Below are 23,923 nucleotides of genomic sequence, written 5' to 3'. Positions count from 1 at the left end.
AACCAACTTTAATTTACTATGTCACAATACTTTAATCGTCTGCTGGGAGCCGCTTTGTTGGGAGTTGTCAGCCTGCTTAACACCGGTTGCGCCACTGCCCAGGCCGGCGCGAAAACCGGCCGGCCCCAGCCCGCCGAGGTGCTGGCCCTCATCACGAAAGTGAACGACCACTGGCAGGCTGGCCACCCGGCGCAGGTGCGCTCCTTCTGGGACAATGCGGCCTACCAGACCGGCAACATGGCCGCCTACGCCGTGACCAAAAACGAAAAGTACCGCCAGTACGCCGAGGACTGGGCGGTGTTTAACAACTGGCAGGGTGCCACCTCGACCGACAAGGCCGCCTGGAAATACAAGTATGGCGAAACGCCGGACTACGTGCTGTTCGGCGACTGGCAGGTGTGCTTCCAGACCTACATCGACCTCTATAAAATCAAGCCCGAGCCGGTGCGCATTGCCCGCGCCCGCGAGGTGATGGAATACGAAATGAGCACCAGCCAGAACGATTACTGGTGGTGGGCCGACGGCCTCTACATGGTGATGCCGGTGATGACCAAGCTCTACGGCGTGACCAAAAACCCGCAGTATTTAGAGAAGCTGCACGAATATTTCGGTTACGCCAACAGCATTATGTACGACGCTGAAACCGGCCTCTACTACCGCGACGCCAAGTACGTGTACCCCCAGCACAAGTCGGTGAACGGCCGGAAGGACTTCTGGGCGCGGGGCGACGGCTGGGTGTTTGCGGGCCTGGCCAAGGTGCTGCAGGACCTGCCCGCCACCGACCCGCACCGCCCCGAGTACCTGGCCAAGTACCGCGGTCTGGCCGCTGCCCTCCAGAAAGCGCAGCAGCCCGAAGGCTACTGGACCCGCAGCCTGCTCGACCCGGCGCACGCCCCCGGCCCCGAAACCAGCGGCACGGCCTTTAACACTTATGCCTACCTCTGGGGAATCAACCACGGCGTGCTCGACCAGAAGCAGTACTTGCCCACGGCGATGAAAGGCTGGCAGTACCTCACCACCACCGCCCTGCAGCCCGACGGCACGCTGGGCTACGTGCAGCCCATCGGCGAGAAAGCCATTCCCGGCCAGGTGGTGGACAAGAACTCCACGGCCAACTTCGGGGTGGGGGCTTTCCTGCTGGCGGCCAGTGAGATGTACCGCTATGCCGGCGGGGCTCCGGCGAAGTCCTAGTATCGCAGAAAGTAAACACGCTAATACCGGACTATTTTATTGATAATGAACCAATTAACCGCAACGTGAGAGGCTTACTAACTAAAATCTGCTGTGTCGGCTGGCTATTAGCGGCCGGGCTGCCAGCCATAGCACAAAAAAAAGCGACTCCGGGCTTCCTTACCGCGCCTACCTGGACTTCGGATAACGGCAACGGCACCTTCACCAACCCGCTGTTTTACGACGAATTTTCCGACCCCGACCTCATCCGGGTGGGCACTGATTACTACCTCACCGGCACCACCATGCACGCCATGCCGGGCCTGCCGGTGCTGCACTCCAAAGACCTGGTGAACTGGGAATTTCTGACCTACGCGGCCGGCACGCTCGACTTCGGGCCCGCCTACCGGCTGGAGGACGGCAAGAGCATCTACGGGCAGGGCATCTGGGCCCCGAGCTTCCGCTACCACAATGGCAAGTTCTACATCTTCACCAACGTGAACGGGCGCAAAACCCAGCTTTACACCGCCACCAACCCCAAAGGTCCGTGGACGCACACCGAGCTGAAAAAGTCGTTTCACGACCTCTCGGTACTGTTTGACGATGATGGCAAGGTGTATGTCATCTGGGGCTACGAGGACGTGCACCTGGCCGAGCTGACCGACGACCTGACCGACATTCGGCCCGGCTCGGAGCAGCTGATTGCCACCAAGGGCAGCGGGGCGGGCGAGGGCAGCCACTTCTACAAGATTGACGGCAAGTATTACATTACCAACACCATTTACGACCCGCTATGCTACCAGGTGTGTTTGCGGGCCGATAGTCCGCGCGGCCCCTACCAGGTGCAGGTAATCAGCGCCGAGGAAAACCTGGGCTTCGGCACGGGCTACCAGCTGGTCGGCGGCAGCCAGCCGCCGTTCAAGCTGGCCCCGCCGGTCCCGAACCTCGTACGGAGCATCACGCTGCACCAGGGCGGGCTGGTGCAAACGCCGGCCGGGGAGTGGTGGGGCTGGTCGATGATGGACCACAACTCCATTGGCCGGCTCACCTGCCTTTCCCCCGTAACCTGGCAAGACGGCTGGCCTTACTTCGGCCTGCCCGGCAACCTCACGCGCACGCCCGGCACCTGGGTGAAGCCCAACACCGGCGCCACCGACACCCCGCATGCGCCCTACCGCCGCAGCGACGATTTCGCCGCCGCCGCCCTGCAACCGGTGTGGCAGTGGAACCACGCGCCCACGGCCGGCAAATGGTCGCTCAGCGAGCGTAAGGGCCACCTGCGCCTGCACGCCCTGCCCGCGCCCGATTTCTGGCAGGCCCGCAACACGCTCACCCAACGCGCCGTGGGCCCCGAATCGGTGGTGACAACGGAGGTGGATTTGAGCAAGCTGCAGCTCGGCGACGTGGCCGGACTGGCCCTGTTGAACTGGCCCTACGCCTGGCTGGGCGCAGCCCGTGAAACCAGCGGCTTGGAGCTGCGCCAGTACGACCACGTAACCGGCCAAACGGCCCGGCAGCCGCTGGCCAGCCCGCACCTGTGGCTGCGCGCCAGCTGCAACTTCGACACCGAAAAGGCCCGCTTCAGCTACAGCTTCGATGGGCGAACCTTCACCGAGCTGGGGCCGGAATGCACGATGGTATTTCAGCTGCGTACCTTCCAGGGGGTGCGCTATGGCCTCTTCAACTACAACACCCTGGGCAAAGACGGTGGCTACGCCGACTTCAACACCTTCGAAGTGGCCGAGCCCCGTGCGCGCGGTCTGACGCGGCCCATTCCCTACGGCCAGGAAATCCAGCTCACGAGCCTGGCCGATAGCACGGTGCTGGTGGGCTGGAAAAACTTTGTGCGCCCGGTAGCCACCCGCGACAAGCTGGCCGCCGACGGCTCGGCCCGCCGCTTCCGCGTGGTGGATAGGGGCCGGGGGCGCGTGGCCCTGCAGTCGGCAGCCACCGGCGGCTGGGTGACGGTGCGCGGCCTGGGCGGCCTGGCCGAAGTCCGGCTGGAAAAAGAGGAGCAGGGCGACGCCTCGCTCTTCCAGTGGCAGGACATGCAGCGCGGCGACCTGATGCTGCAATCGCTGCTGACCCACCGCTACCTCTTCGCCGACCCCCACGCCGGCAGCCTGTGCTCAGCCGACGCACCCGGCACCCGCCCCAACCGCCGCGACGGGGCTTGTTTTGCGTGGGAAGTGGTGAAATGACTGTTTGCTTTTCTAAGTACCTGATGCGCTATTCTCTTCTTCTGACGGCCCTGGGCCTTTTGGCCACTGCCCCCGCCCGGGCCGCTGAACCTGTTCGCGTAGCCAGTCCCAACGGGATGATTCAAGTGACCGTGGACCTGGACAGTCAGGGCCGCCCCAGCTACGCCGTGCGCTACGACCGCACCGAAATCCTGCGGCCTTCCCGTCTGGGCCTGGTGCTGGCCAGCGCCGACCTGACCCAAAAGCTGAAACTGGTGCGCGCCGATAAGGTGACGGCCATAACCGACAGCTACCAGCTCGTGACCGACAAGCGCTCCGCGTGCGCTTATAAGGCCAACTGCCGGGTTGTGCATTTCGCGGGCCCGGCGGGTGGCCCGCAGCTGGACGTGGAGTTTCAGGTATCGAACGATGGCGTGGCGCTGCGCTACGTGGTAGCCGGCACAAGCCAGGACATTCAGCATATTACGGCCGAAAAAACCACCTTCAGCCTGCCTGCAGGGACCAAAGGCTGGCTGCACCCGCACGCCAAAGCCGGTACCGGCTGGGCCAAAACCCAGCCTTCGTACGAGGAATACTACCAGCAGGAAGTGGCGGCGGGCACGGTCTCGCCATTGGGCGAAGGGTGGTCGTTTCCGGCGCTGTTTCAGGCCAACGGGCACTGGCTGCTGCTCACTGAAGCCAACATGGGCCGCGACTACTGCGGCAGCCACTTGGCGCACCAGTCGCCCGGGGGCGAGTACGGCATTGCCTTTGCTCAGGCCCCGGAGGGCACCACGCCCACGGCCTCCGTGCTGCCCGAAGGCCGCCTGCCCTGGCGCTCGCCCTGGCGCGTGCTGGTGGTGGGCAATACGCTGGCCCCCGTCGTCGAGTCGACGCTGACCACCGACCTGAGCGCCCCGGCCACCACGGCCGCCCTGCCCACGGCTGCGGGCCGGGCGTCGTGGTCGTGGGTGCTGCTGGGCGATAAGAACACCACCTACGACGTGCAGCGCCGCTTCATCGACTATGCCGCCACCATGGGGTGGGAGTACTGCCTGGTTGATGCCCTGTGGGACACGCAGATTGGCTACGACAAGATGGCCGAGCTGGCTGCCTACGCCCGTGGCAAAAACGTGCGCCTGCTGGTGTGGTACAACTCGAACGGCCACTGGAACGAGGCCCCGCAAACGCCCATCAACAAACTGTTTGACGCTGCCAGCCGGCGGGCCGAGTTCACCCGTCTCCGGCAGATGGGCATCGCGGGGGTAAAAATCGACTTTTTCGGGGGCGACGGGCAGTCGTTCATGAATTACTACCAGGACCTGTTGACCGACGCCGCCACGGCCGGGCTGCTGGTCAGCTTTCACGGCACCACCATCCCCAGGGGCTGGAACCGCACCTATCCCAACCTTGTGAGCATGGAAGCTGTACGCGGCTTCGAATTTCTGACCTTCGACCAGGCCAACACCGACCAGGAGCCCACGCACTGCGCCACGCTGCCATTTACCCGTAACGCTGTGGGGCCGATGGACTTCACGCCCGTGGCTTTTTCGGAAATCAACGGCAAGCAGCGCCGCACCTCCAATGCCTTCGAGCTGGCGTTGTCGGTGGTATTTCAGTCGGGCATTCAGCACTATGCCGAAACCGACGAGGGCATGGCCCGGCAGCCCGCCTACGTGCAGGACTTCCTGAAAAAACTGCCGCCCCGCTGGGCCGATGTGCGTTTGCTCGACGGCTTTCCCGGCCAGTACGCGGTGCTGGCCCGCCAGGCCCCCGGCGGCGCGTGGTACGTGGCCGGCATCAATGCCACCGACCAGCCCAAGACCATCCGGCTCGACCTTGGAAAGCTGGGCCTGAAAGCCGGCGCGCTTATCACCGATGGCGACACCAACCGCAGTTTCAGCACCAGGGAAGTAGCCGGCGGCACCACCAGCATCACGCTGCCGGCGCGCGGCGGCTTTGTGGTGCAGCCGCAGTAAGTCAGCCGTGATAATGCCTTGTTCATACTGGCAATGAGTTCAAAATCAGAGAAAAAGAAGTAGTCGGAAAATGCTGTCAATTTGGAGAAACTGCGTGCGCCCGCTGCCGGCCCGCGATTTGCGCTGTTCCGCCGTCCGCCGCCTGAAGCTGCTGCTGCTGGCTGGTGCGCTGCCGCTCACCAGCTTGGCCCAAACCAAGCCGCCCATCCCGCTCGAAGCCTTTCCGCTCGCGGCCGTGCAGCTGCTCGAAAGCCCCTTTCTGGCCGCCCAGCAAACCGACAAAGCCTACCTGCTGGCCCTCGACCCTGACCGCCTGCTGGCACCCTACCTGCTCGACGCGGGCTTGCCCACCAAAGCCGAGCGCTACCCCAACTGGGAGAACACCGGCCTCGACGGCCACATTGGCGGGCACTACCTCTCGGCCCTGGCCCTGATGTACGCCGCCACCGGCGACCAGCAGGTGCAGCAGCGCCTGACCTACATGGTGGAGCAGCTGGCCCGCTGCCAGCGCCAGAACGGCAACGGCTACGTGGGCGGCGTGCCCGGCGGCCAGGCCATGTGGGCCCAAATCAAGGCCGGCAACATCCAGGTCGGCGGCTTCGAGCTGAATAAGAAATGGGTACCGCTCTACAACCTGCACAAAACCAACGCCGGCCTGCGCGACGCCTACCTCTACGCCGGCAGCGCGCCGGCCCGCACGGTGCTCATCGGACTTACAGACTGGATGCTCGACCTCACCGCCGGCCTCACCGACGCGCAGGTGCAGCAGCTGCTCATCAGCGAGCACGGCGGGCTGAATGAGGTGTTTGCCGACGTGGCCCAGCTCACCCACGACCCCAAGTACCTGCGCCTGGCCCAGCGCTTTTCGCAGCGCAAAACCCTGGACCCGCTGCTGGCGGGCAAGGATGTGCTCACCGGCCAGCACGCCAATACGCAGATTCCCAAGGTAATCGGCTTCAAGCGCGTGGCCGAGGTGGGCGGCGATACCAGCTGGGCGCGGGCTGCCAATTTCTTCTGGCAAACGGTGGTGCACCACCGCACCGTGAGCATCGGCGGCAACAGCGTGAGCGAGCATTTTAATCCGGTCAACAACTTCACCTCCATGCTGGAAGGCCGCGAGGGTCCGGAGACGTGCAACACCTACAACATGCTCAAGCTCAGCAAGCAGCTCTACCTTACGAGCGGCAGCACGGGCTACCTCGACTACTACGAGCGGGCGATGTACAACCATATTCTGTCGAGCCAGCATCCCGGCCCCGAGGGCGGGTTCGTGTACTTCACACCCATTCGGCCGCAGCACTACCGCGTGTACTCGCAGCCGCAGGAAAGCTTCTGGTGCTGCGTGGGCTCGGGACTGGAAAACCACGGCAAGTACGGCGAGCTGGTGTACGCCCGCCGGGGCACCAGTGAGCTGCTGGTTAACTTATTCCTGCCCTCGCGCCTGCGCTGGCCCGAGGCTGGCCTAAGCCTGGAGCAAACCACGCGCTTTCCCTACGAGGAGCAGAGTACACTGCGCCTCACCCTGAGAAAGCCGCGCCAACTGGCCCTGCGCATCCGCCGTCCGGTGTGGGTGCGCCCTGCCGAGTTTAAGCTGACCGTGAATGGTCAGCCCGTGCCCGCCGACACCATGGCGCAGGCCGGCTACGCCACCATCAGCCGCAAGTGGCGCACCGGCGACGTGCTGACGGTGGCCCTGCCGCAGCACACGCAGGCCGAGTACCTGCCCGACCACTCGCCCTGGGTGTCGTTTGTGCGCGGCCCCATTGTGCTGGCTGCCCGCACCGACACCACCGGCCTGCGGGGCCTGCGCGCCGATGCCAGCCGCATGGGCCACGTAGCGCGCGGGCCACTCATGCCCATCGAAAACACGCCCGTGCTGGTAGCTAGCTCGGCTGCCGAGCTGACGGCTGGCCTGCAACCCGTGCCCGGCAAGCCGCTCACCTTCACGGTGGCCAGCCTCGCCGATGGTGGCCAGCCGCGTAATACGGAACTGGTACCATTCTACCAGATTCACGATGCCCGCTACACCCTCTATTGGCCCGTGGCCACGCCCACTGAGCTGGCCGCTCGCCAGGAGGCGCTGCGCCGCGAAGACGCCGCCCGCCGCGCCCTGGCCGCCCGCACCGTCGACCAGGTGAGCCCCGGCGAGCAGCAGCCCGAATCGGACCACGCCTACGAGGGCGAGCAGTCCAATGCCGGCAACTTCCGCGAGCGGCACTGGCGCGATGCCGCCCACTGGTTCAGCTACCGCCTGCAAAACCCGAAGCGCGAGGCCAAAACACTGCGCCTGACCTATTTTGGCGGCGACAAAAGCCGCCACTTCACCATCCTGGTCAACGGCCAGCCGCTCACCGACGTGACGCTGGACGGCAGCCGGGGCAACGACTTCTACGAGGCCGATTACGAGCTGCCCGAAGCCGTCCGCAAGGCCACTGCGCTGACGGTGAAGTTCGCGGCAGCGGCCGGTTCCACGGCCGGCGGCATCTACGACGTGCGGCTGCTGAAGTAGGGGAGAACTCCGAACGACATGCTCGATGAGACAATAATTTAACTATGCGCTGCTTTTACACAATCGATTGACTACCATGACCAACCTGCTTTCCCGTATTGCCCCCGCCGCCCGTTGGGGCCGCCGGGTGGCCGCCGTGGGCGCCACGCTTGCTTTCAGCCTCCCCATCGCCCAGGCCCAGCAACTCCAGCCCACCTTCCGCAACTGGGCTACCACGCCGCCGCTGGGCTGGAACAGCTGGGACTGCTACGGCCCCACCGTGACCGAAGCCGAAACCAAGGCCAACGCCGACTACATGGCCAAAAACCTGAAAGCCAGCGGCTGGGAGTACGTGGTAGTGGACATCCGCTGGTACGTGGGCAACGACACGGCCCACGGCTACAACGAGAAGGACCCCGACTGGAACCTCGACGAGTACGGCCGCTTCGTGCCCGCGCCCAACCGGTTTCCGTCGGCCGGGGGCGGCAAAGGCTTCAAGCCGCTGGCCGACTATCTGCACAGCAAGGGGCTGAAATTCGGCATCCATATCATGCGCGGGGTGCCGGTGCAGGCCGTGCTGCGCAAGCTACCCATCAAAGGCACCCAGCTGACGGCGGCCGACATCCACACAAAGGACGGGCAGTGCCGCTGGCTGCGCGACATGTACACCGTGGTGGCCGACCGGCCGGGCGCGCAGGAATATTACAACTCCCTGTTTGAGCTCTACGCCAGCTGGGACCTGGATTTTGTGAAAGTGGACGACCTTTCCGAGCCCTACCACACCGGCGAGATTGAGCTGATTCGCAAGGCCATCGACCGCACCGGGCGCAAGATTGTGCTGAGCATGTCGCCGGGCGAAACCCCTATTGCCGACGCCAAGCACGCGCAGGAGCATGCCAACATGTGGCGCACCGTGGGCGACTTCTGGGACTCTTGGGACCAGCTAAAGGAGCACTTTGAGGTGTGCGAGCGCTGGGCGCCCTACACCCGCCCCGGTAACTGGCCCGACGCCGACATGCTGCCCCTGGGCCGCCTGGGCATCCGGGCCGAGCGCGGCAACGACCGCATGACGCGCTTCACCAAAGACGAGCAGCGCACGCTGATGACGCTCTGGAGCATCTTTCGCTCGCCGCTCATGTTCGGCGGCGATTTGCCCAGCAACGACCCGTTCACCCTCAGTTTATTAACCAACAAGGCCGTGCTGGCCGTGAACCAGCGCAGCACCGGCGGCCGCCAGCACTGGCGGCACGGCGACCTGGTGGCCTGGACCGCCAAAGACCCCGCCACCGGCGACACCTACCTGGCCCTCTTCAACGCCCAGGACCAGCAGCCGGCCCCCGCCAGCGCCGCCGCCTGGGCCGGCCCGCGCCTCGACCGCCAGCACCCGCAGCAGCCCGTGGCCGTGGACCTGAAAGGTGCCTCGAAGCTCTACCTGGTGGTGCGCGACGGCGGCGATGGCACGGCCTGGGACCACGCCGACTGGCTGAACCCCATGCTGCACCGGGGCCCCGATTCGGTGGCGCTCACCACTTTGCCCTGGCGGGCGGCCTCGGCCGGCTGGGGCAAAGCCACGGTGGGCAAGAGCGTGAGCGGCGCGGCCCTGCGCGTGGGCGAGCGAACCTATCAGCAGGGCATCGGCACCCACGCCAACTCGTTGATTGAGTACGGCCTGCCCGCCGGCTACACCCGCTTCACGGCCACGGTGGGCCTCGACCAGGCCGCCGCCGGGCAGAACACCGGCGGCACGTTTCAACCCCTGATATTCACCCAAAATCCCATGCTGCCCCCGCCCGCCGACTCAGTACGCGTGCCCGTGACGCTAAAGGAACTGGGGCTCGCCGCCGGAGCCACCGTTACCGACCTGTGGACGGGCCGTCCGGTGGCGGTGTCGGCGGGCAGCCTCGCGCCATTTGTGCGGCGGCACGGGGCCGTATTCTACCGCCTTTCGGCCCCAAAGACCGGCAAGAAAAAGTAGCGCCGCTCCGGTCGCCTTGTCAGCACTCAGTAAACCGAGTTTGCCTGAACGTCATGCTGAGCTTGTCGAAGCATCTCTACCGCGCAACGCAATTAGTTACTATTGCAGTAGAGATGCTTCGACAAGCTCAGCATGACCACCTTTTTGTATACGCATACTTGTGCGTGGCCACTTAATGCCTGTCTAATCATTTACTAATGAGTTTGAAAACAAATTATACAGCCCTGCTGGTCTGTTTGCTGCTGCCGATGGCTGTGCTGGCTCAGCGCTCGGGGCCGCGCCCCGTCCGGCAGCACGTGCCGCTGGATTCCATTCGGCTGAGTGACCCGTTCATTCTGGCCGACGCCAAAACCCACCTTTACTACATGACCGGCACGGGCGGCCTGCTCTGGAAAAGCCCGGATTTGAAGTTTTGGGATGGCCCTTACGAGGTAGCCCAGCCCGACCCCGCTTCCTGGATGGGGCCGAAACCGATGATTTGGGCGGCCGAGCTACACCTGTATAAAGGCAAGTATTACTACTTCGCCACCTTCACCAATTCGGCCCTCAAGGTCAGCGCCAGCGACGGCCGCCAGCTGGAGCGCCGGGCCTGCCATGTGCTGGTGAGCGACCAGCCCGACGGCCCATATAAGCCTATGTCCGACGCCACCTACATGCCCGCCAACCGCCTGACGCTGGATGCCACGCTGTGGGTGGAAAAGGGCCGGGCCTATATGGTGTATTGCGATGAGTGGCTGAATAATATGAACGGCACCGTCGAGCAGATTGCCCTGAAGCCTGATTTCAGCGGTACGGTGGGGGAGGGGCGGGTGCTGTTCCGGGCCAGCGACTCGCCCTGGAGCCGCGAAAACCCGCGCTCTGGCCCCGCGCGCCCCAATAAAGTCACCGACGGCCCCTTCGTGTTTCAAACCAAAACCGGCCGCCTGGGCATGCTCTGGACCAGTTGGGTGTACGATGTGTACACGCAGGGCGTGGCCTATTCCACGAGCGGGAAGCTGGCGGGCCCCTGGGTGCAGGAGCCCGCCCCGATTACGCCGCCCAACTACGGCCACGGCATGCTCTTCCGCACTTTCGGCGGCAAAACGCTGATGGCCCTGCACAGCCACCGCGACGAGCACGGGCAATACATCCGCATCCCGCGCCTGTTCGAAGTCGACCTGACCGGCGACAAACTGGTGCCGGGCCAGCCGTATCAGCCCTGAGCCAGGGGCCAGGGCCGGGTTGGCGCGGTCAGAAAACAAAGCCCGCTGAAGGGGCAAATCAACAAAAAAAGGGGGCTGGCCGCAATCTGAGCCATAGCGTGGATTTGCCCCCTTTTTTTTAATAAAATGCCCCCGTTGCTGGAGGAATACTGTGGGTAGCATTGCCTTGTGAAAGCAATTGCGGGCCGGTGACAGCGGCAGGGCAGCACTTTCGCCGGTATCCCTTTTTCCATTTTTTCCCACCCAGCAATGGCAAACTTTACCCCTCACCGAGCGCCGTGGCGGCGCTCGTTCCACCTCTTACTACTGGCTTTGGCTTGGCTGACCACCACGGCCGCCCTGGCCCAATCGACGGCCAACGACCTGACAGCCGCTTGGCTCGGCACCATCGACCAGACCAACCTGCAGGTGACCGGCCTGCCCGCCAACGGCCGCGTGGCGCAGCTGCTTTCGGGCAGCCAGTACTCGGCCGGTGCCTCTATCAAAGTGGTGAACGGGGCCGGTGTGCCGGTAGCCAAAACCACGGTGCTCACCAGCGGCTTGAGCATCGTGGTAACCAGCGCCAGCGGCGCCCCCAAAAGCTACGCTTTGCAGCCCACCGGCGCGGCCCTGCCGGTGCAAACCATCAGCAATGCCCCGAGCAGCACGCAGGCTAGCATCACGAATAGCATCCTGAGCATCAGCGGGAACTCGGAGTATCACATCACGGGGAGCAACCCGCTGCCGGGCACGATGATAGACATGCAGGGCGACAACGTGTGGCTGTATTTTGAGGGCGTGCGGCCGTCGAAGTTCAACCAGCGGTTACTGGCCCAGGTGATGATGAACGGGCAGCGTGCCCAGATTGACACCACCGTGCGGCTGGTGCAGTACCTGCAGGGCTGCGTGCTCATCAGCCAGCCGGCTAGCTACCAGCCGCTGCAGGCCTACACCGCCGCCAGCCTGGGCGGCAGCGCCATGCCGTTCGACCAGTACACCTACTACAAAACGGCCGACCTGGGCGCGTTCAACAACGCCATTGCCTCGTTTCGGTTGAAGAAGGGCTACATGGCCACCTTCGCCGAAAATGAGGACGGCACGGGCGCCAGTAAGGTGTACATCGCGCCCGATAATGACCTTACCATCAACACGCTGCCGACGAATCTGCAGGGCAAAATCTCGCTGGTACGGGTGTTTCCGTGGGCCTGGGTGAGCAAGAAAGGCTGGTGCAGCGCCCCGCTGCTCGGCGATTCGCTGCACGCGGCCTGGAACTACAACTGGAACAACAACGGGCAGTCGACCCTCGACATGGAGTACGTGCCGATTCGGCAGAACCAGTACTGGCCCGGTTTCGCCACCACCAACGCCAAACGGAAGGTGACCCACCTGCTGGGCTACAACGAGCCGAACTCGACCCAACAGGCCAACATGAGCCCGCAGACGGCCATGCTGAACTGGCCGGGCCTGCTGCAGTCGGGCCTGCGGGTGGGCTCGCCGGCCCCGACCGATGGTGGCGCGAGCTGGCTGTATTCCTTCATCGACAAGGCTGACTCGGCGGGCTACCGCGTCGATTACGTGGCCATTCACTTCTACCGGGGCTGCCAGACGGCCTCGCAGTTCTACGGCTTTCTGAAAGCCATTTATGACCGCACGAAGCGGCCCATCTGGATTACGGAGTTCAACAACGGCGCCAACTGGACCAGCTCGACGGGCTGCCCGAAGCCGACCTATGCTGAGGAGGCGGCCAAAATTCAGAGCTTCATCACCATGCTCGACACGGCGCGCATCGTGGAGCGTTACTCGCTGTACCAGTGGGTGGAAGACACGCGCAAGATGTTTGTGACCGACTCGGACCCCAGCTCCATCACGCCGGCCGGCATCGTGTACCGCGACAAGATTTCGCCCATGGCCTACGACCCCACACTGGTGCCGCCCACCGTGAGCGTGCCCGTGCCGGTGCCCTTCGGCCGCGGCAACCTGGCCGTGACGCGCTACGGCAGCAGTTCCTGGACGGGCGGCACCGGCGCCACGCTGCCGGTGTACATCGACGAGTTTGCGCCCGTGAGCGGGCCGCTGTACTCGGCCGGGCAGCTGATGCGGACCGTGAATATTCCGACGGCCAACTACGGGGCCAACTTCGGCTACGTGGGCTCGGCCATGAAAGCCAATGCCGACGGGGCGCTGGGCATCTCGCCCGACCGCACCAAGATGGCGCTTTCGGGCTTCAACTCGGCCACCGGCAACACCAACGTGAACGGCGGCAGCTCGCCCCGGGTGGTGGCTATTCTGGACGCCGACGGTAACCTCGACACCCGCACCGGCTTCTCGGACGGCAGCGGGCAGCCCATGCGCACGGCCACCGTCACGGACAGCGCCACGGTGTACATCGCCTACGGCAACAACAGTTACGGCCTGCGCCACGCCTCGCTGCCTCGCACCGTGACCAACACGCCGCAGACGCGCACGGGCGTCACCATCTTCCCCACCATCAGCCTCAAAAAGCTGGCCGTGTACGAGGGCAACCTGTACTTCACCACCTCCACCGTACCGGGCGCCAGCTCGACCTCCGGTGGCCCCGCCGCGCCCACCACTACCAAGGTGATGCGGCTGAACGGGATGCCCGGCCGGGCGGCCACGCCCGTCACGTTGCCGGGCCTGCCGGCGCCGTCGTCGACCTCGCAGCCGGGCGGGTTTGTCATGTTCGACGTGAACCCCAGCGTGCCGGGCTTCGACCTGCTATACTACACCGACGACACGCCCACGCCCACGCTCAACAAGTACACCTTCAACGGCACGACCTGGACGGCGCGCGGCACCTTCACCATCACGGGCCTGAACGACAACCTGCTGCGCGACATGACCGGCACGCTGGTGCGCGGCGTGCCCACGCTCTACGCCGTGAGCTACACGTCGATGGTGCGCCTCGAAGACCGGGCCACCACCTACACGCTGGCCAATACCGCCTTCACCAACAACCTGAGCGTGACGCAAACGGTGCTGAAAAACAACGCCGCCAGCACCACCTACGCCTACCGCGGCATCGCCTTCACACCCGGCACCCGCGACTCGCTGTATGTGCGCGTGCCCCAGACCATCACCTTCAATGCCATTCCCGACCAAGTGCAGGGCGCGGCCGATTTTTACCCCAGCGCCACCACCACCTCGGGCTTGCAACTGGGCTACGCGACTTCCGATTTGAACGTGGCCACCGTGAACAACGGCCTTATCAGCATCGTGGGGCCGGGCACGGTCACCATCACCGTAAGCCAGCCCGGCGACTTCAAATACCTGGGCGCCACCTCGGTGTCGCGCACCTTCACCGTGCTGAGCGACCTGACCGTAGTGGCCGGCCAGCAGATGAACATGAGCACCAGCAGCCGCTACGGCAACGTGCTGGTGCAGGGCGAACTGACGTTGAGCGCCCCGCTCGTGGCGGCCGGCACCATCACCGTAGCCAGCGGCGGCATGCTGAATACCGGCTGCCAGCCCATCACCGGCGCGGCCGATTTCATGGTGGAGGCCGGCGCGGAGCTGCGTATTTGTGACGCCACGGGCATTGCGCCCACGGGCACCATGAGCGGCGCGGTGCAAACCACCGGCACTCGCACCTTCAGCCCCGATGCGAGCTACACCTACCTCGGCACCCAGCCCCAGCAAACGGGCGCCGGCCTGCCCGCCCAGGTGCGCAACCTGACGGTGCAAAACGCCACCGGCGTGGCCCTGAGTGCCCCACTGACCGTGATGCAGGTGCTGCGCCTTACCCAAGGCAACCTGACCCTCGGTACCTACGGCCTGACCCTGCACTCCGACGCCACCGGCACCGCGCTGGTAGACAATACCGGGGGGGTAGTGAACGGCACCGCCACCGTGCAGCGCTACCTCGACCCCAGCCTGAACCCCGGCCTGGGTTACCGCCATTACAGTACTCCGGTGAGCAACACCACCGTAGCCGACCTCACCACCAGTAACTTCACGCCGGTGGTGGCCAACTCGAACGGTATTTTCCCCACCGTGTACACCTATGACCAGAGTCGCTTGACGGCTGCCACCAACTACTTCGACCAAGGCTGGGTAGCCCCAGCCGCCCTTAGCAGTCCGCTGGCCGTGGGCCAGGGCTACACCGTGAACCTGCCCGGCACTGCGCTGGTCGATTTTGTGGGTACACTCAATAATGGCCCTGTCAACACCTCCCTGACCCGTGGCATACCGTCCGAAGCCGGTTGGTATTTGCTCGGCAACCCGTACCCGGCCCCCCTCGACTGGAGTACCGTAACAGTGCCCGTCGGTCTCGACAATGCCGTGTATGTGTACCAAAGCACTGCCCAATACGGTGGCAGCTACCGCAGCTTCACCAATGGTATCGGTGGGTTTTCGGCACTAATACCGGCCGGACAGGGCTTCGTGGTGCGGGTTAGCAACGCTGGTGCCACACCCATGCTCACCCTCAATAACAGCAACCGCGTCAAAACTTTCGGGGCGCAGCCCGCCATGAATCGCAGTACCGCTGACCCCCGCCCCCTGGTGCAGCTCCATCTGAGCGGCGTGGCCGTCGTGGCTGATGATGCCTATGTGTACTTCGAAGCCGGCGCCACCACTGGCCCTGATTCTCGCTACGACGCCTATAAGCTCCGCAACGTTGGCCCCGCCGCCGTGAACGTCTTTTCGCTGGCCGGCGGGCAGGAGCTGAGCATCAACGGCTTGCCGCAGCCTGGCACCCAGGGCCTGGTTGTGCCGCTGGGCTTGACCGTAGCCCGGCCCGGCACCTATACCCTGCGCGCCGAGCAGCTGCTGAACCAGGCAGGTAGTGTTTCGCTCCGCGACCTGCTGACGGGCACCGTGCTGCCGCTGGCGCCGCAAACCAGCTACACCTTCACCGTAGCCGCCGGGGCTTCGGCCACGGGCCGCTTCGAGCTGCTGTTCGGCCCGCAGCAGGTGCTGGGCACCGCCGCCGCCCAGCTCAGTCAGTTGGTCGAGGTGTACCCCAACCCGGCCCACGGCGAAGTGAAATTGAGCCTACCTGCCACGCTCCAGCACGAGAAGCTGAATGCCTCGGTGCTCAACGCGCTGGGCCAGGTAGTACTAGCCCGCCCGCTGCCCGCGGGCGCTACCCTGCGCTCACTGCCCCTCACGGACCTGGCCGCCGGCGTATACACCCTGCGACTCGAAACCAGCGCGGGCATCGTCACCAAGCGCCTCGTCTGCGAGTAGCTTGCGGCTGCTTATCAAAAAGCCCCGCCACTTTGCAGTGGCGGGGCTTTTTGTTTGCCAACGGGTTGGCCTGCTCTGCTACTTCAGGTGGGGAACCTACCGACCAGCCGGTGTTGCCTGGCCCGGCGGAACCACGCCCTCGGTGGTCATTACCACCCGCTTCATGGTGCCGTCTTTGTTGTAATCCAGCTTGTCGATGCACACCGAGCGGTGAAAGCTGCTGCCGTGCGTGTTGATGCTGCCGTTGTGGTAAATGAAATACCACTGGTGCCGAAACTCGATGATGGCCTGATGGTTGGTGTTGGAATTGCCGGCTACTTCATTGAGAATGCCCTTGTACTCCCACGGCCCTTCGAGGCTGCGGCTCATGGCGTAGGCTATTTTTTCCGGGAAGCCGGTGGCGTAGCTCAGGTAGTACCAGTCCTTGCGCTTGTGCAGCCAGGGCGCTTCGGTGAACTGCGGCAGCGCGGTGATGGCGTGAATGGTCCCGTCGAACTCGGTCATGTTGGGCTTGAGCCTGGCCCAGTAGCACACCGTATTGCCCCAGTAGAGGTAGGCCTGGCCCTTGTCGTCCACATACACGGTAGGGTCAATATCATCCCAGCTGATTTTTGTGTCCTTAGTCATATCGTTGGTAACCAGCGCCGAGCCACGTGCATCTTTGAAGGGGCCGGTGGGGCTGTCGCTCACGGCCACGCCGATGGCTTTGCCCCCGATGCTGCCGTGCTCCACGGCCACGTACCAATAGAATTTGCCGCCGCGCTCCACCACCTGTGAGGCCCAGGCATCGGCCTTGGCCCAGGCGAAGGCCTGCACGTTGAGCGGGGAGGGGTGCTCGGTCCAGTGCACCATGTCGGTGGAGGAGTAGCAGAGCCACTGTTTCATGTAGTACCACTCCTTGCCGGCCGGCGGGTTGTCGTGGCCGGTGTAGAGGTACACCGTGCCGTTGTGGACCATTGCGGCCGGGTCGGCCGTGTACTTGTCGCGGATGATGGGGTTGCCGTACACCGGCAGCGGGGTGGGGGCCGTCACGTTGACGGGCGCATCGGGGCTGCTCGTAACGGGAGAGAGCAGGGGCTGAACCTGGGCCAGGGCAGCCGGCGCGGTAGCCAGCAACAAGGCACACCCATTACCTGCCGCAGCCAATACCCGTTGTCGAACGTAGGGGCGCAAGGACATAAAAAGGGAAGTTAAAAGCATGGACCGAAGGTAGATTGCTCTGATAAGTCGCACCGGCCGGATTTGCGTCGAAATAGGGGGGCGTTTTGGCTAAGCTTCAGAAATAGAATTAAAATTACTGAATCAAATCAATGTTAATCAATATTTTAAACTAAATACCAGACATGCTGCTTATGGGCTGTGTCAAATTTATCCCTGTCTTTCTCTGAAAATGTCCCCCCTTCGGGAAAGCGGACGGAAGTAGTATTGCCTTGGTGTTTGCCGCCCGACCGGTGGGCCGTTTCGCCACCGCTACTACCGCCTTTCCTCTCCGTCTTCCATGCCCGATTTTCGTTTTCTAACGGCTGCCCTGCTAGCTGGCCACCTGGCCGCCGCCCAGGCCCCCGACCCCGCCGAGTGGCAAAACCCGCAGCTCATCCAGCAGGGCCAGGAAGCACCCCGTGCCACCTTCCAGCTCTACGAGCGCCCGGCCGACGTGGCTGCTCCCAACGCCCGCTCGCCCTGGCAGCAAAGCCTGAACGGTACCTGGAAATTCAACTACGTGGACCGGCCCGCCGACCGGCCGCTGGGCTTCTTCCAAACGGGCTTCGACGATGCAGCCTGGAAAACCATTCAGGTGCCCGGCAACTGGGAGATGCAGGGTTTCGGCCTGCCGATTTACACCAACGTCACTTACCCCTTCCCGCGCAACCAGCCCTACATCGACCCAAATTACAACCCGGTGGGCACCTACCGCCGCACCTTCACGGTGCCGGCCGAATGGATAGGGCGCGAGGTGCTGCTGCATTTCGGCTCCATTTCGGGCTGCGCCTTTGTGTACGTGAACGGGCAGCGCGTGGGGCTGAGCAAGGCGGCCAAGTCGCCGGCCGAGTTTGACATTACCAGGTTTTTGAAGCCCGGCACCAACGAACTGGCCGTGCAGGTCATGCGCTGGCACGATGGCTCCTACCTCGAAGACCAGGACTTTTGGCGGGTATCGGGGCTGGACCGCGACGTGACGCTGCTGGCGCTGCCCCGCCACACGGTGTGGGACTTTTTTGCCCAGGCCGACCTCGACCCTACCTATAAAAACGGGCAGTTTGCGGCCGACGTGACCCTGCGCAGCTTCGGCCCCGCGCCCGCCGCCCGCCTCACGGCCGAAATTATGGACCCGGCCGGCAAAGTGGTATGGCGGCAGGAGCAGGCCGTGGCCGCCCCCGCCGGGGCTGCCACGCAGCCCGTGAAGTTCAGCGGCACCGTGCCAAAGGCGCGGCCCTGGAGCGCGGAAATCCCCACCCTCTACCTGCTGCGCCTGACGCTGGCCGATGCGCAGGGTCAGGTGCTGGCCACCACGGGCAGCAAAATCGGCTTCCGGAAGGTGGAGATTAAAAATGCCCAGCTGCTGGTGAATGGCCAGCCCGTGGAGGTGCACGGCGTGAACCGCCACGAGTGGGAGCCCACCACCGGCCGCACCGTCACCGAGGCCGGCATGCGCCGCGACCTGGAGCTGATGAAGCAGCACAACATCAACGCTATCCGGAGCTGCCACTACCCCGACGACGAGCGGTTTCTGGCGCTGTGCGACGAGCTGGGCTTTTACCTCGAAGACGAGGCCAACATCGAAACCCACGGCTACGGGGCCGAGTGGCAGAACTGGTTCGACCAAAGCCAGCACCCTGCCTACCGCCCCGAGTGGAAGGCCGCCCACCGCGACCGCATCGACCGGCTGGTGGAGCGCGACAAAAACCACCCCTCGGTCATCATCTGGAGCCTGGGCAACGAGTGCGGCAACGGCCCGGTGTTCCACGAGGCCTACACCTGGCTGAAACAGCGCGACCCCAGCCGCCCCATCTCCTTCGAGCAGGCCGGCGAGGACGTGAACACCGACATCGTGGCCCCGATGTATCCCGGCATGGGCTCGATGCGCCACTACGCCGAAGCCACCGACAAAAAGCGCCCCTACATCATGTGCGAATATTCGCACGCCATGGGCAACAGCAGCGGCAACTTTCAGGAATACTGGGACTTGATTCGGGCGCACCCGCACATGCAGGGCGGCTTCATCTGGGACTGGGTCGACCAGGGCCTGCAGACCGACGACCACGGCTTGCCCTACTTCGCCTACGGTGGCGACCTGGGCGGCTATAACCGCCAGAACGACGAAAACTTTTGCGCCAACGGCCTCGTGGCCGCCGACCGCACCCCGCACCCCGGCCTGTACGAGGTGAAGAAAGTGTACCAGGACATCCGGTTCAGTGCCGCGCAGCCCGCCTCGGGCCGCCTCACGGTGCTCAACGGATTCTCGTTTAAAAATTTGGATAACTATGCTTTCCGCTGGGAATTATTGAAAAACGGCGTGGCCGTAAAAACCGGCACCTTCGCCGCCAAGCCCGCCCCGCGCCAGCGACAGGAAGTGAAGCTGGATTTGCCCAAGCTGACCACCGAGCCCGGCGCGGAGTACGTGCTCAACGTATTTGCCCACACCAAAACTGCCGAGGCGCTGTTGCCGGCCGGCCACGAGGTGGCCCGCGAGCAGTTCCGCCTCACGCCCGATGCGGCCTACTTCACGCGCCCGGCCGTGGCCGCTACCGGTCTGCAAATCAAGCGCGAGGGCGACAAGCTGACCTTTACTTCGGGCGAAGTAAGCGGCGAGTTCAACACCGCCCAGGGCCGGCTGAGCAACTACCGGCGCGGCCCCAATCAGGTCATTGGCCAGTACCCGGAGCCGTATTTCTGGCGCGCGCCGACGGACAACGACTTCGGCAGCGGCATGCCGCAACGGCTGGGCGTGTGGCGCACGGCCCACGCCGCCCGCAAGGTGCAGCGCGTGACGGTGGGGGAGGAGTCGGCCGCCGGCCTGCCCATCAAGGTGGAATATTTGCTCACCGACATCAACGTGCCCTACACCGTGGCCTACCTCATCCAGCCCGACGGTGCCGTGAACGTAACCGCCTCCATGGACATGACCGGCCGCGACCTGCCCGAGCTCATGCGCTTCGGCATGCGCATGGAGCTGCCCGGCCGCTACAGCAACCTCAGCTACTACGGCCGCGGCCCCTGGGAAAACTACCAGGACCGCAACACCGCCACCTTCCTGGGCGTGTACCGCGACACGGTGCACAACCAGTTTCCGAACACCTACATCCGGCCCCAGGAGGCCGGCTACCACACCGAGGCGCGCTGGCTCACCCTCACCAACGCCACCGGCCAGGGCCTGCGCATCGAGGGCGCCCAGCCCCTCAGCTTCAGCGCCCTCGACGTGCGTACCGAAGAGCTGGACCCCGGCCTCACCAAGAAGCAGCAGCACATCAGCGACGTGAAGCGCCACGACCGGGTGTTTTTGAGCGTGGACCTGAAGCAGCGCGGCGTGGGCGGCGACAACAGCTGGGGCGCCTACCCGCACGACCCCTACCGCCTTCTCGACAAACAGTACAGCTACAGCTACACCCTGCGATTGGTGGACGAGAAAGTGCTTCAATCGGGGGCGGGTATGTAAAAGCGTGGCGCTTCGCATCTCGTAGTTGAACGACCGGTACCTTGCCGGTCAGACATCATTTTCAAGGTGATGTTGTTCAACGACAGCCGCGAAGTGTCGCGTCTCTACACCGTGCTAACAACCCGACATCCCCTCGCCATGCGCCCCAACTGGATTCCCTCGCTGCTGCTGACTACTTGTTGCCTGGCTTGGCTACCGGGTATGGCGCAACCAGCAGCAGTGGCGCCCATTGCCCCCAAGTTGGCTACCGTGTCGCCGGACGCCCCGGCGCGCCAGGGCGTGGCGGTCACTCCGCCGCCACCGGATGCAAGGCCGGTGCCTGCGGCTGCCTTGGTGCGCCCGGCTGCTACGCCGGGGCCGTTGGTACTTCTGAACTCTTCGATTGTCATCGACCTCACCAACCCGGCAATTAACCCGAATGACATTGACAAGCTGAGGATTTACAAAGGCGCCGATGCGCCGCCGCAGTGGCGTCCGCTCACCGCCTACGGCATTATCGATATCACCATGAAACGCAAGGCGAAGCTGAAAGTAACCAGCCGCACCCTGGCCCGGATTGGGCGCAGCCTGGCCTTGTCGGGCACAATCAGCTACGCGGTCAACGGCATGCCGGTGGCCTGGACCGACCTGCGCATTGCCAACGACGCCATTGCGCGCATCGACATTACACGGGCCGTGGCTTCGGGTTCCGACGTGCTGGTTGATGTCCGGATTAGCAACCATATTCCACCGCCCCCAGCTCCCGACCCGTCCGGTAAGCCCCGAATTATGATTCGGGGCACGGCCTTACTTTAAATCTTCCCTTTACTTGATGTTTTCTTTTCGATTTGCCGGTTGCCTGTGGCTGATGCTCTTGGGCGGTAGCGTTGTTCAGCCCAACGCGGCGCTGGCTCAAACGCCCGTCGGCCTGGGCTGGGCGAAGAACAATGTGAACGGCGCGGTATTCCGCAAAAACTCCGTTGTGACGCAAGGCCGGGAACAATACACGGCCTACTACGACTCGACCGGCTACGTGACGCTGGCCAAACGCCGCCTGCCCGCCGGCCCCTGGCAAGTGCAGCGCACTGCTTACAAAGGCAATGTGAAGGATGCCCACAACGTCATCAGCCTGATGGCCGACGGCGCGGGCTACCTGCACCTGAGCTTCGACCACCACAACAACCCGCTACACTACTGCCGCAGCAAAGCGCCCGGCTCGCTCGAAATGGGCCCGCTCGAAGCCATGACCGGCCAGCAGGAGCAAAAGGTGAGCTACCCCGAGTTTCACCGTTTCCCCGGCGGCGACGTGCTGTTTATGTACCGCGACGGCGGCTCCGGCAACGGCAACCTCGTGCTGAACCGCTACTCGGTGAAAACCCGGCAGTGGACGCGCCTGCACAGCGTGCTCATCGACGGGGAAGGCAAGCGCAACGCCTACTGGCAGGCCTGCATCGACGCGCGCGGCACCATCCACGTTTCCTGGGTGTGGCGCGAAAGTCCCAACGTAGCCTCCAACCACGACATGGCCTACGCCTGCTCGAAAGACGGCGGCCAGACCTGGCAGCGCAGCACCGGCGAGAAATACCAGATTCCCATCACCGAAAGCACCGCCGAATACGCCGCCCGAATCCCTCAAAACAGCGAGCTAATCAACCAGACAACCATCACGTCCGACGCGGCGGGCACGCCCTACATTGCCACTTATTGGCGGCCAGCCGGCACCCAGGTGCCCCAGTACCAGTTGATTTACAAGGCCGGAAAGCAGTGGAAAACGGCTCAGGTCAGCCAGCGCACCACGCCGTTCAGCCTGAGCGGGGTGGGCACGAAGAAGATTCCGATTGCGCGCCCGCAGCTGCTGGTTTCGACCCAAAAAGGCCGCACGGCCGCCTACCTGCTCTACCGCGACGCCGAGCGGCAGGACCGCGCCTCCGTGTTGCAATGCCCCGACCTCGCCAAAAATCAGTGGACGCCCGCCGACCTCACCGCCAGCTCCGTGGGCAACTGGGAACCCAGCTACGACACCGAGCGCTGGAAAGCCGAGGGTATCCTCAGCCTCTTCGTGCAGCGCACCGGCCAGGGTGACGGCGAAACGCTGGAAAACCTGCCCGCCCAGCCCGTATACATCTTGGAATGGAAGCCCGGCCAGCCCGTGCAGCCCGCCAACATCGGCGCCGTGGCCGCGCCGGGCGCCCCGGCTGGCGGTACCAAGGCCGCCAGCGGCGCCCAAGCCGCCGCGCCGTCCTACGAGGGCTGGAAGCTGGTGTGGGCCGACGAGTTCAACACGCCCGGCGCGCCCGACCCGAAGAACTGGCAGTTCGAAACCGGTTTCGCCCGCAACCACGAGCTGCAGTGGTACCAGCCCGACAACGCCCGCGTGGAAGGCGGCCAGCTGGTGATTGAAGCGCGTCGGGAGTCGCGCCCGAACCCCACGTACAAGCCGGGCAGCACCGACTGGCGCACCAGCCGCCCCGCCATCGACTACACCTCAGCCAGCCTCAATACCCAAAGCCGGCACCAGTGGCAGTATGGCCGTTTTGAGATGCGCGCCCGCATTGATACCCGGCCGGGCCTGTGGCCTGCTTTCTGGACACTAGGCGTGGACAAACCCTGGCCCAGCAACGGCGAAATTGACATAATGGAGTATTACCAGGGGAAGATTCTGGCTAATGTGGCCTCCGGCACGGCCAAGCCCTACAGCGCCAAATGGCACAGCGAAACGAAGCCCGTTGCCAGCTTTTCGGACCCCGAGTGGAGTCAGAAGTTTCACATATGGCGCATGGATTGGGATGCCACGGCCATCCGCCTTTACGTGGATGATTTGTTGCTGAACGAAACTCTCCTCGCCAACACGGTGAATCAGGACGGCTCCAGCTTCAACCCCATGATGCAACCCCATTACATACTGCTTAACCTAGCGCTAGGCGGCGATAACGGCGGTGAACTAGCGCCAGCCAGCCTGCCCAGCCGCTACGAAATTGATTACGTACGAGTGTATCAGCATTCGCTTTTTTAGCTTAATGACTTTAGCGCTATTAAACCTTTCGCGAAGTGAAAAACGAAAGTAGTTGGTTAATCTTGCCGCATGAATGTTTCTCTCACCGACACGGAG

11 protein-coding genes and 1 pseudogene are annotated in these 23,923 nt (G+C 64.0%); 11 read left to right on the top strand and 1 reads right to left on the bottom strand.

From position 1 onward, the window contains the following. Positions 1-18: 18 nt before the first annotated feature. From JKL48_RS11030 to JKL48_RS11000, 7 genes are all read left to right on the top strand, one after another. A complete protein-coding gene (locus tag JKL48_RS11030) occupies positions 19-1,191 on the top strand; it encodes a glycoside hydrolase family 88/105 protein (protein WP_201982371.1) in 1,173 nt (390 codons plus the stop codon). 65 nt (positions 1,192-1,256) lie between these two features. Then, positions 1,257-3,371, top strand: coding sequence for a family 43 glycosylhydrolase (locus JKL48_RS11025; RefSeq protein ID WP_201982369.1), 2,115 nt, complete (start codon positions 1,257-1,259; stop codon positions 3,369-3,371). A 23-nt stretch (positions 3,372-3,394) separates the two neighbouring features. Next, positions 3,395-5,329, top strand: a complete 1,935-nt coding sequence (locus JKL48_RS11020) for a glycoside hydrolase family 97 protein (RefSeq protein ID WP_201982367.1) — start codon at positions 3,395-3,397, stop codon at positions 5,327-5,329. A 94-nt stretch (positions 5,330-5,423) separates the two neighbouring features. Beyond that, entirely contained in the window at positions 5,424-7,838 is a 2,415-nt protein-coding gene (locus tag JKL48_RS11015; RefSeq protein WP_317191924.1) for a glycoside hydrolase family 127 protein, read from the top strand. Positions 7,839-7,914: 76 nt separating this feature from the next. After that, entirely contained in the window at positions 7,915-9,792 is a 1,878-nt protein-coding gene (locus JKL48_RS11010; protein WP_201982364.1) for an NPCBM/NEW2 domain-containing protein, read from the top strand. Positions 9,793-9,989: 197 nt separating this feature from the next. Continuing rightward, positions 9,990-10,994, top strand: a complete 1,005-nt coding sequence (locus JKL48_RS11005) for a glycoside hydrolase family 43 protein (RefSeq protein WP_201982363.1) — start codon at positions 9,990-9,992, stop codon at positions 10,992-10,994. 249 nt (positions 10,995-11,243) lie between these two features. Then, a complete protein-coding gene (locus JKL48_RS11000; protein ID WP_201982362.1) occupies positions 11,244-16,181 on the top strand; it encodes a glycosyl hydrolase in 4,938 nt (1,645 codons plus the stop codon). A gap of 96 nt (positions 16,182-16,277) precedes the next feature. Here JKL48_RS11000 and JKL48_RS10995 read toward each other — a convergent pair whose 3' ends face one another. Further along, on the bottom strand, positions 16,278-17,360 hold the full coding sequence (locus JKL48_RS10995) for a glycoside hydrolase family 43 protein (protein WP_201982361.1): 1,083 nt from the start codon (positions 17,358-17,360) through the stop codon (positions 16,278-16,280). Between the two features lie 319 nt (positions 17,361-17,679). On the opposite strand from JKL48_RS10995, the gene JKL48_RS10990 reads away from it, so the two are divergent. The 4 genes and pseudogenes from JKL48_RS10990 to JKL48_RS23760 all read left to right on the top strand — a co-directional run bounded on the left by JKL48_RS10990 (position 17,680) and on the right by JKL48_RS23760 (position 23,827). Next, on the top strand, positions 17,680-20,835 hold the full coding sequence (locus JKL48_RS10990; protein WP_201982360.1) for a glycoside hydrolase family 2 TIM barrel-domain containing protein: 3,156 nt from the start codon (positions 17,680-17,682) through the stop codon (positions 20,833-20,835). Between the two features lie 69 nt (positions 20,836-20,904). Then, the gene (locus JKL48_RS10985) at positions 20,905-21,630 is read left to right on the top strand and encodes a hypothetical protein (RefSeq protein ID WP_201982358.1); all 726 of its coding nucleotides are present in this window, start codon (positions 20,905-20,907) and stop codon (positions 21,628-21,630) included. Positions 21,631-21,646: 16 nt separating this feature from the next. Beyond that, positions 21,647-22,591, top strand: a pseudogene (locus JKL48_RS23765) (BNR repeat-containing protein); the annotation flags it as partial. A gap of 396 nt (positions 22,592-22,987) precedes the next feature. After that, a complete protein-coding gene (locus tag JKL48_RS23760; protein WP_394368854.1) occupies positions 22,988-23,827 on the top strand; it encodes a glycoside hydrolase family 16 protein in 840 nt (279 codons plus the stop codon). Positions 23,828-23,923: the final 96 nt, after the last annotated feature.

The organism is Hymenobacter rubidus, from assembly GCF_016734815.1.
Classification (GTDB): domain Bacteria; phylum Bacteroidota; class Bacteroidia; order Cytophagales; family Hymenobacteraceae; genus Hymenobacter; species Hymenobacter rubidus.
The sequence above is the reverse complement of the archived record's forward strand: the minus strand, read 5'-3'. Positions and strand labels throughout refer to the sequence as shown.

Excerpts from the sequence above, each read along its gene's own strand:
- JKL48_RS11030 (WP_201982371.1), top strand. The coding sequence starts at position 19 with ATGTCACAATACTTTAATCGTCTGCTGGGAGCCGCTTTGTTGGGAGTT.
- JKL48_RS11020 (WP_201982367.1), top strand. The coding sequence starts at position 3,395 with ATGCGCTATTCTCTTCTTCTGACGGCCCTGGGCCTTTTGGCCACTGCC.
- JKL48_RS11010 (WP_201982364.1), top strand. The coding sequence starts at position 7,915 with ATGACCAACCTGCTTTCCCGTATTGCCCCCGCCGCCCGTTGGGGCCGC.
- JKL48_RS11005 (WP_201982363.1), top strand. The coding sequence starts at position 9,990 with ATGAGTTTGAAAACAAATTATACAGCCCTGCTGGTCTGTTTGCTGCTG.
- JKL48_RS11000 (WP_201982362.1), top strand. The coding sequence starts at position 11,244 with ATGGCAAACTTTACCCCTCACCGAGCGCCGTGGCGGCGCTCGTTCCAC.
- JKL48_RS10995 (WP_201982361.1), bottom strand. The coding sequence starts at position 17,360 with ATGTCCTTGCGCCCCTACGTTCGACAACGGGTATTGGCTGCGGCAGGT.
- JKL48_RS10990 (WP_201982360.1), top strand. The coding sequence starts at position 17,680 with ATGCCCGATTTTCGTTTTCTAACGGCTGCCCTGCTAGCTGGCCACCTG.
- JKL48_RS10985 (WP_201982358.1), top strand. The coding sequence starts at position 20,905 with ATGTTGTTCAACGACAGCCGCGAAGTGTCGCGTCTCTACACCGTGCTA.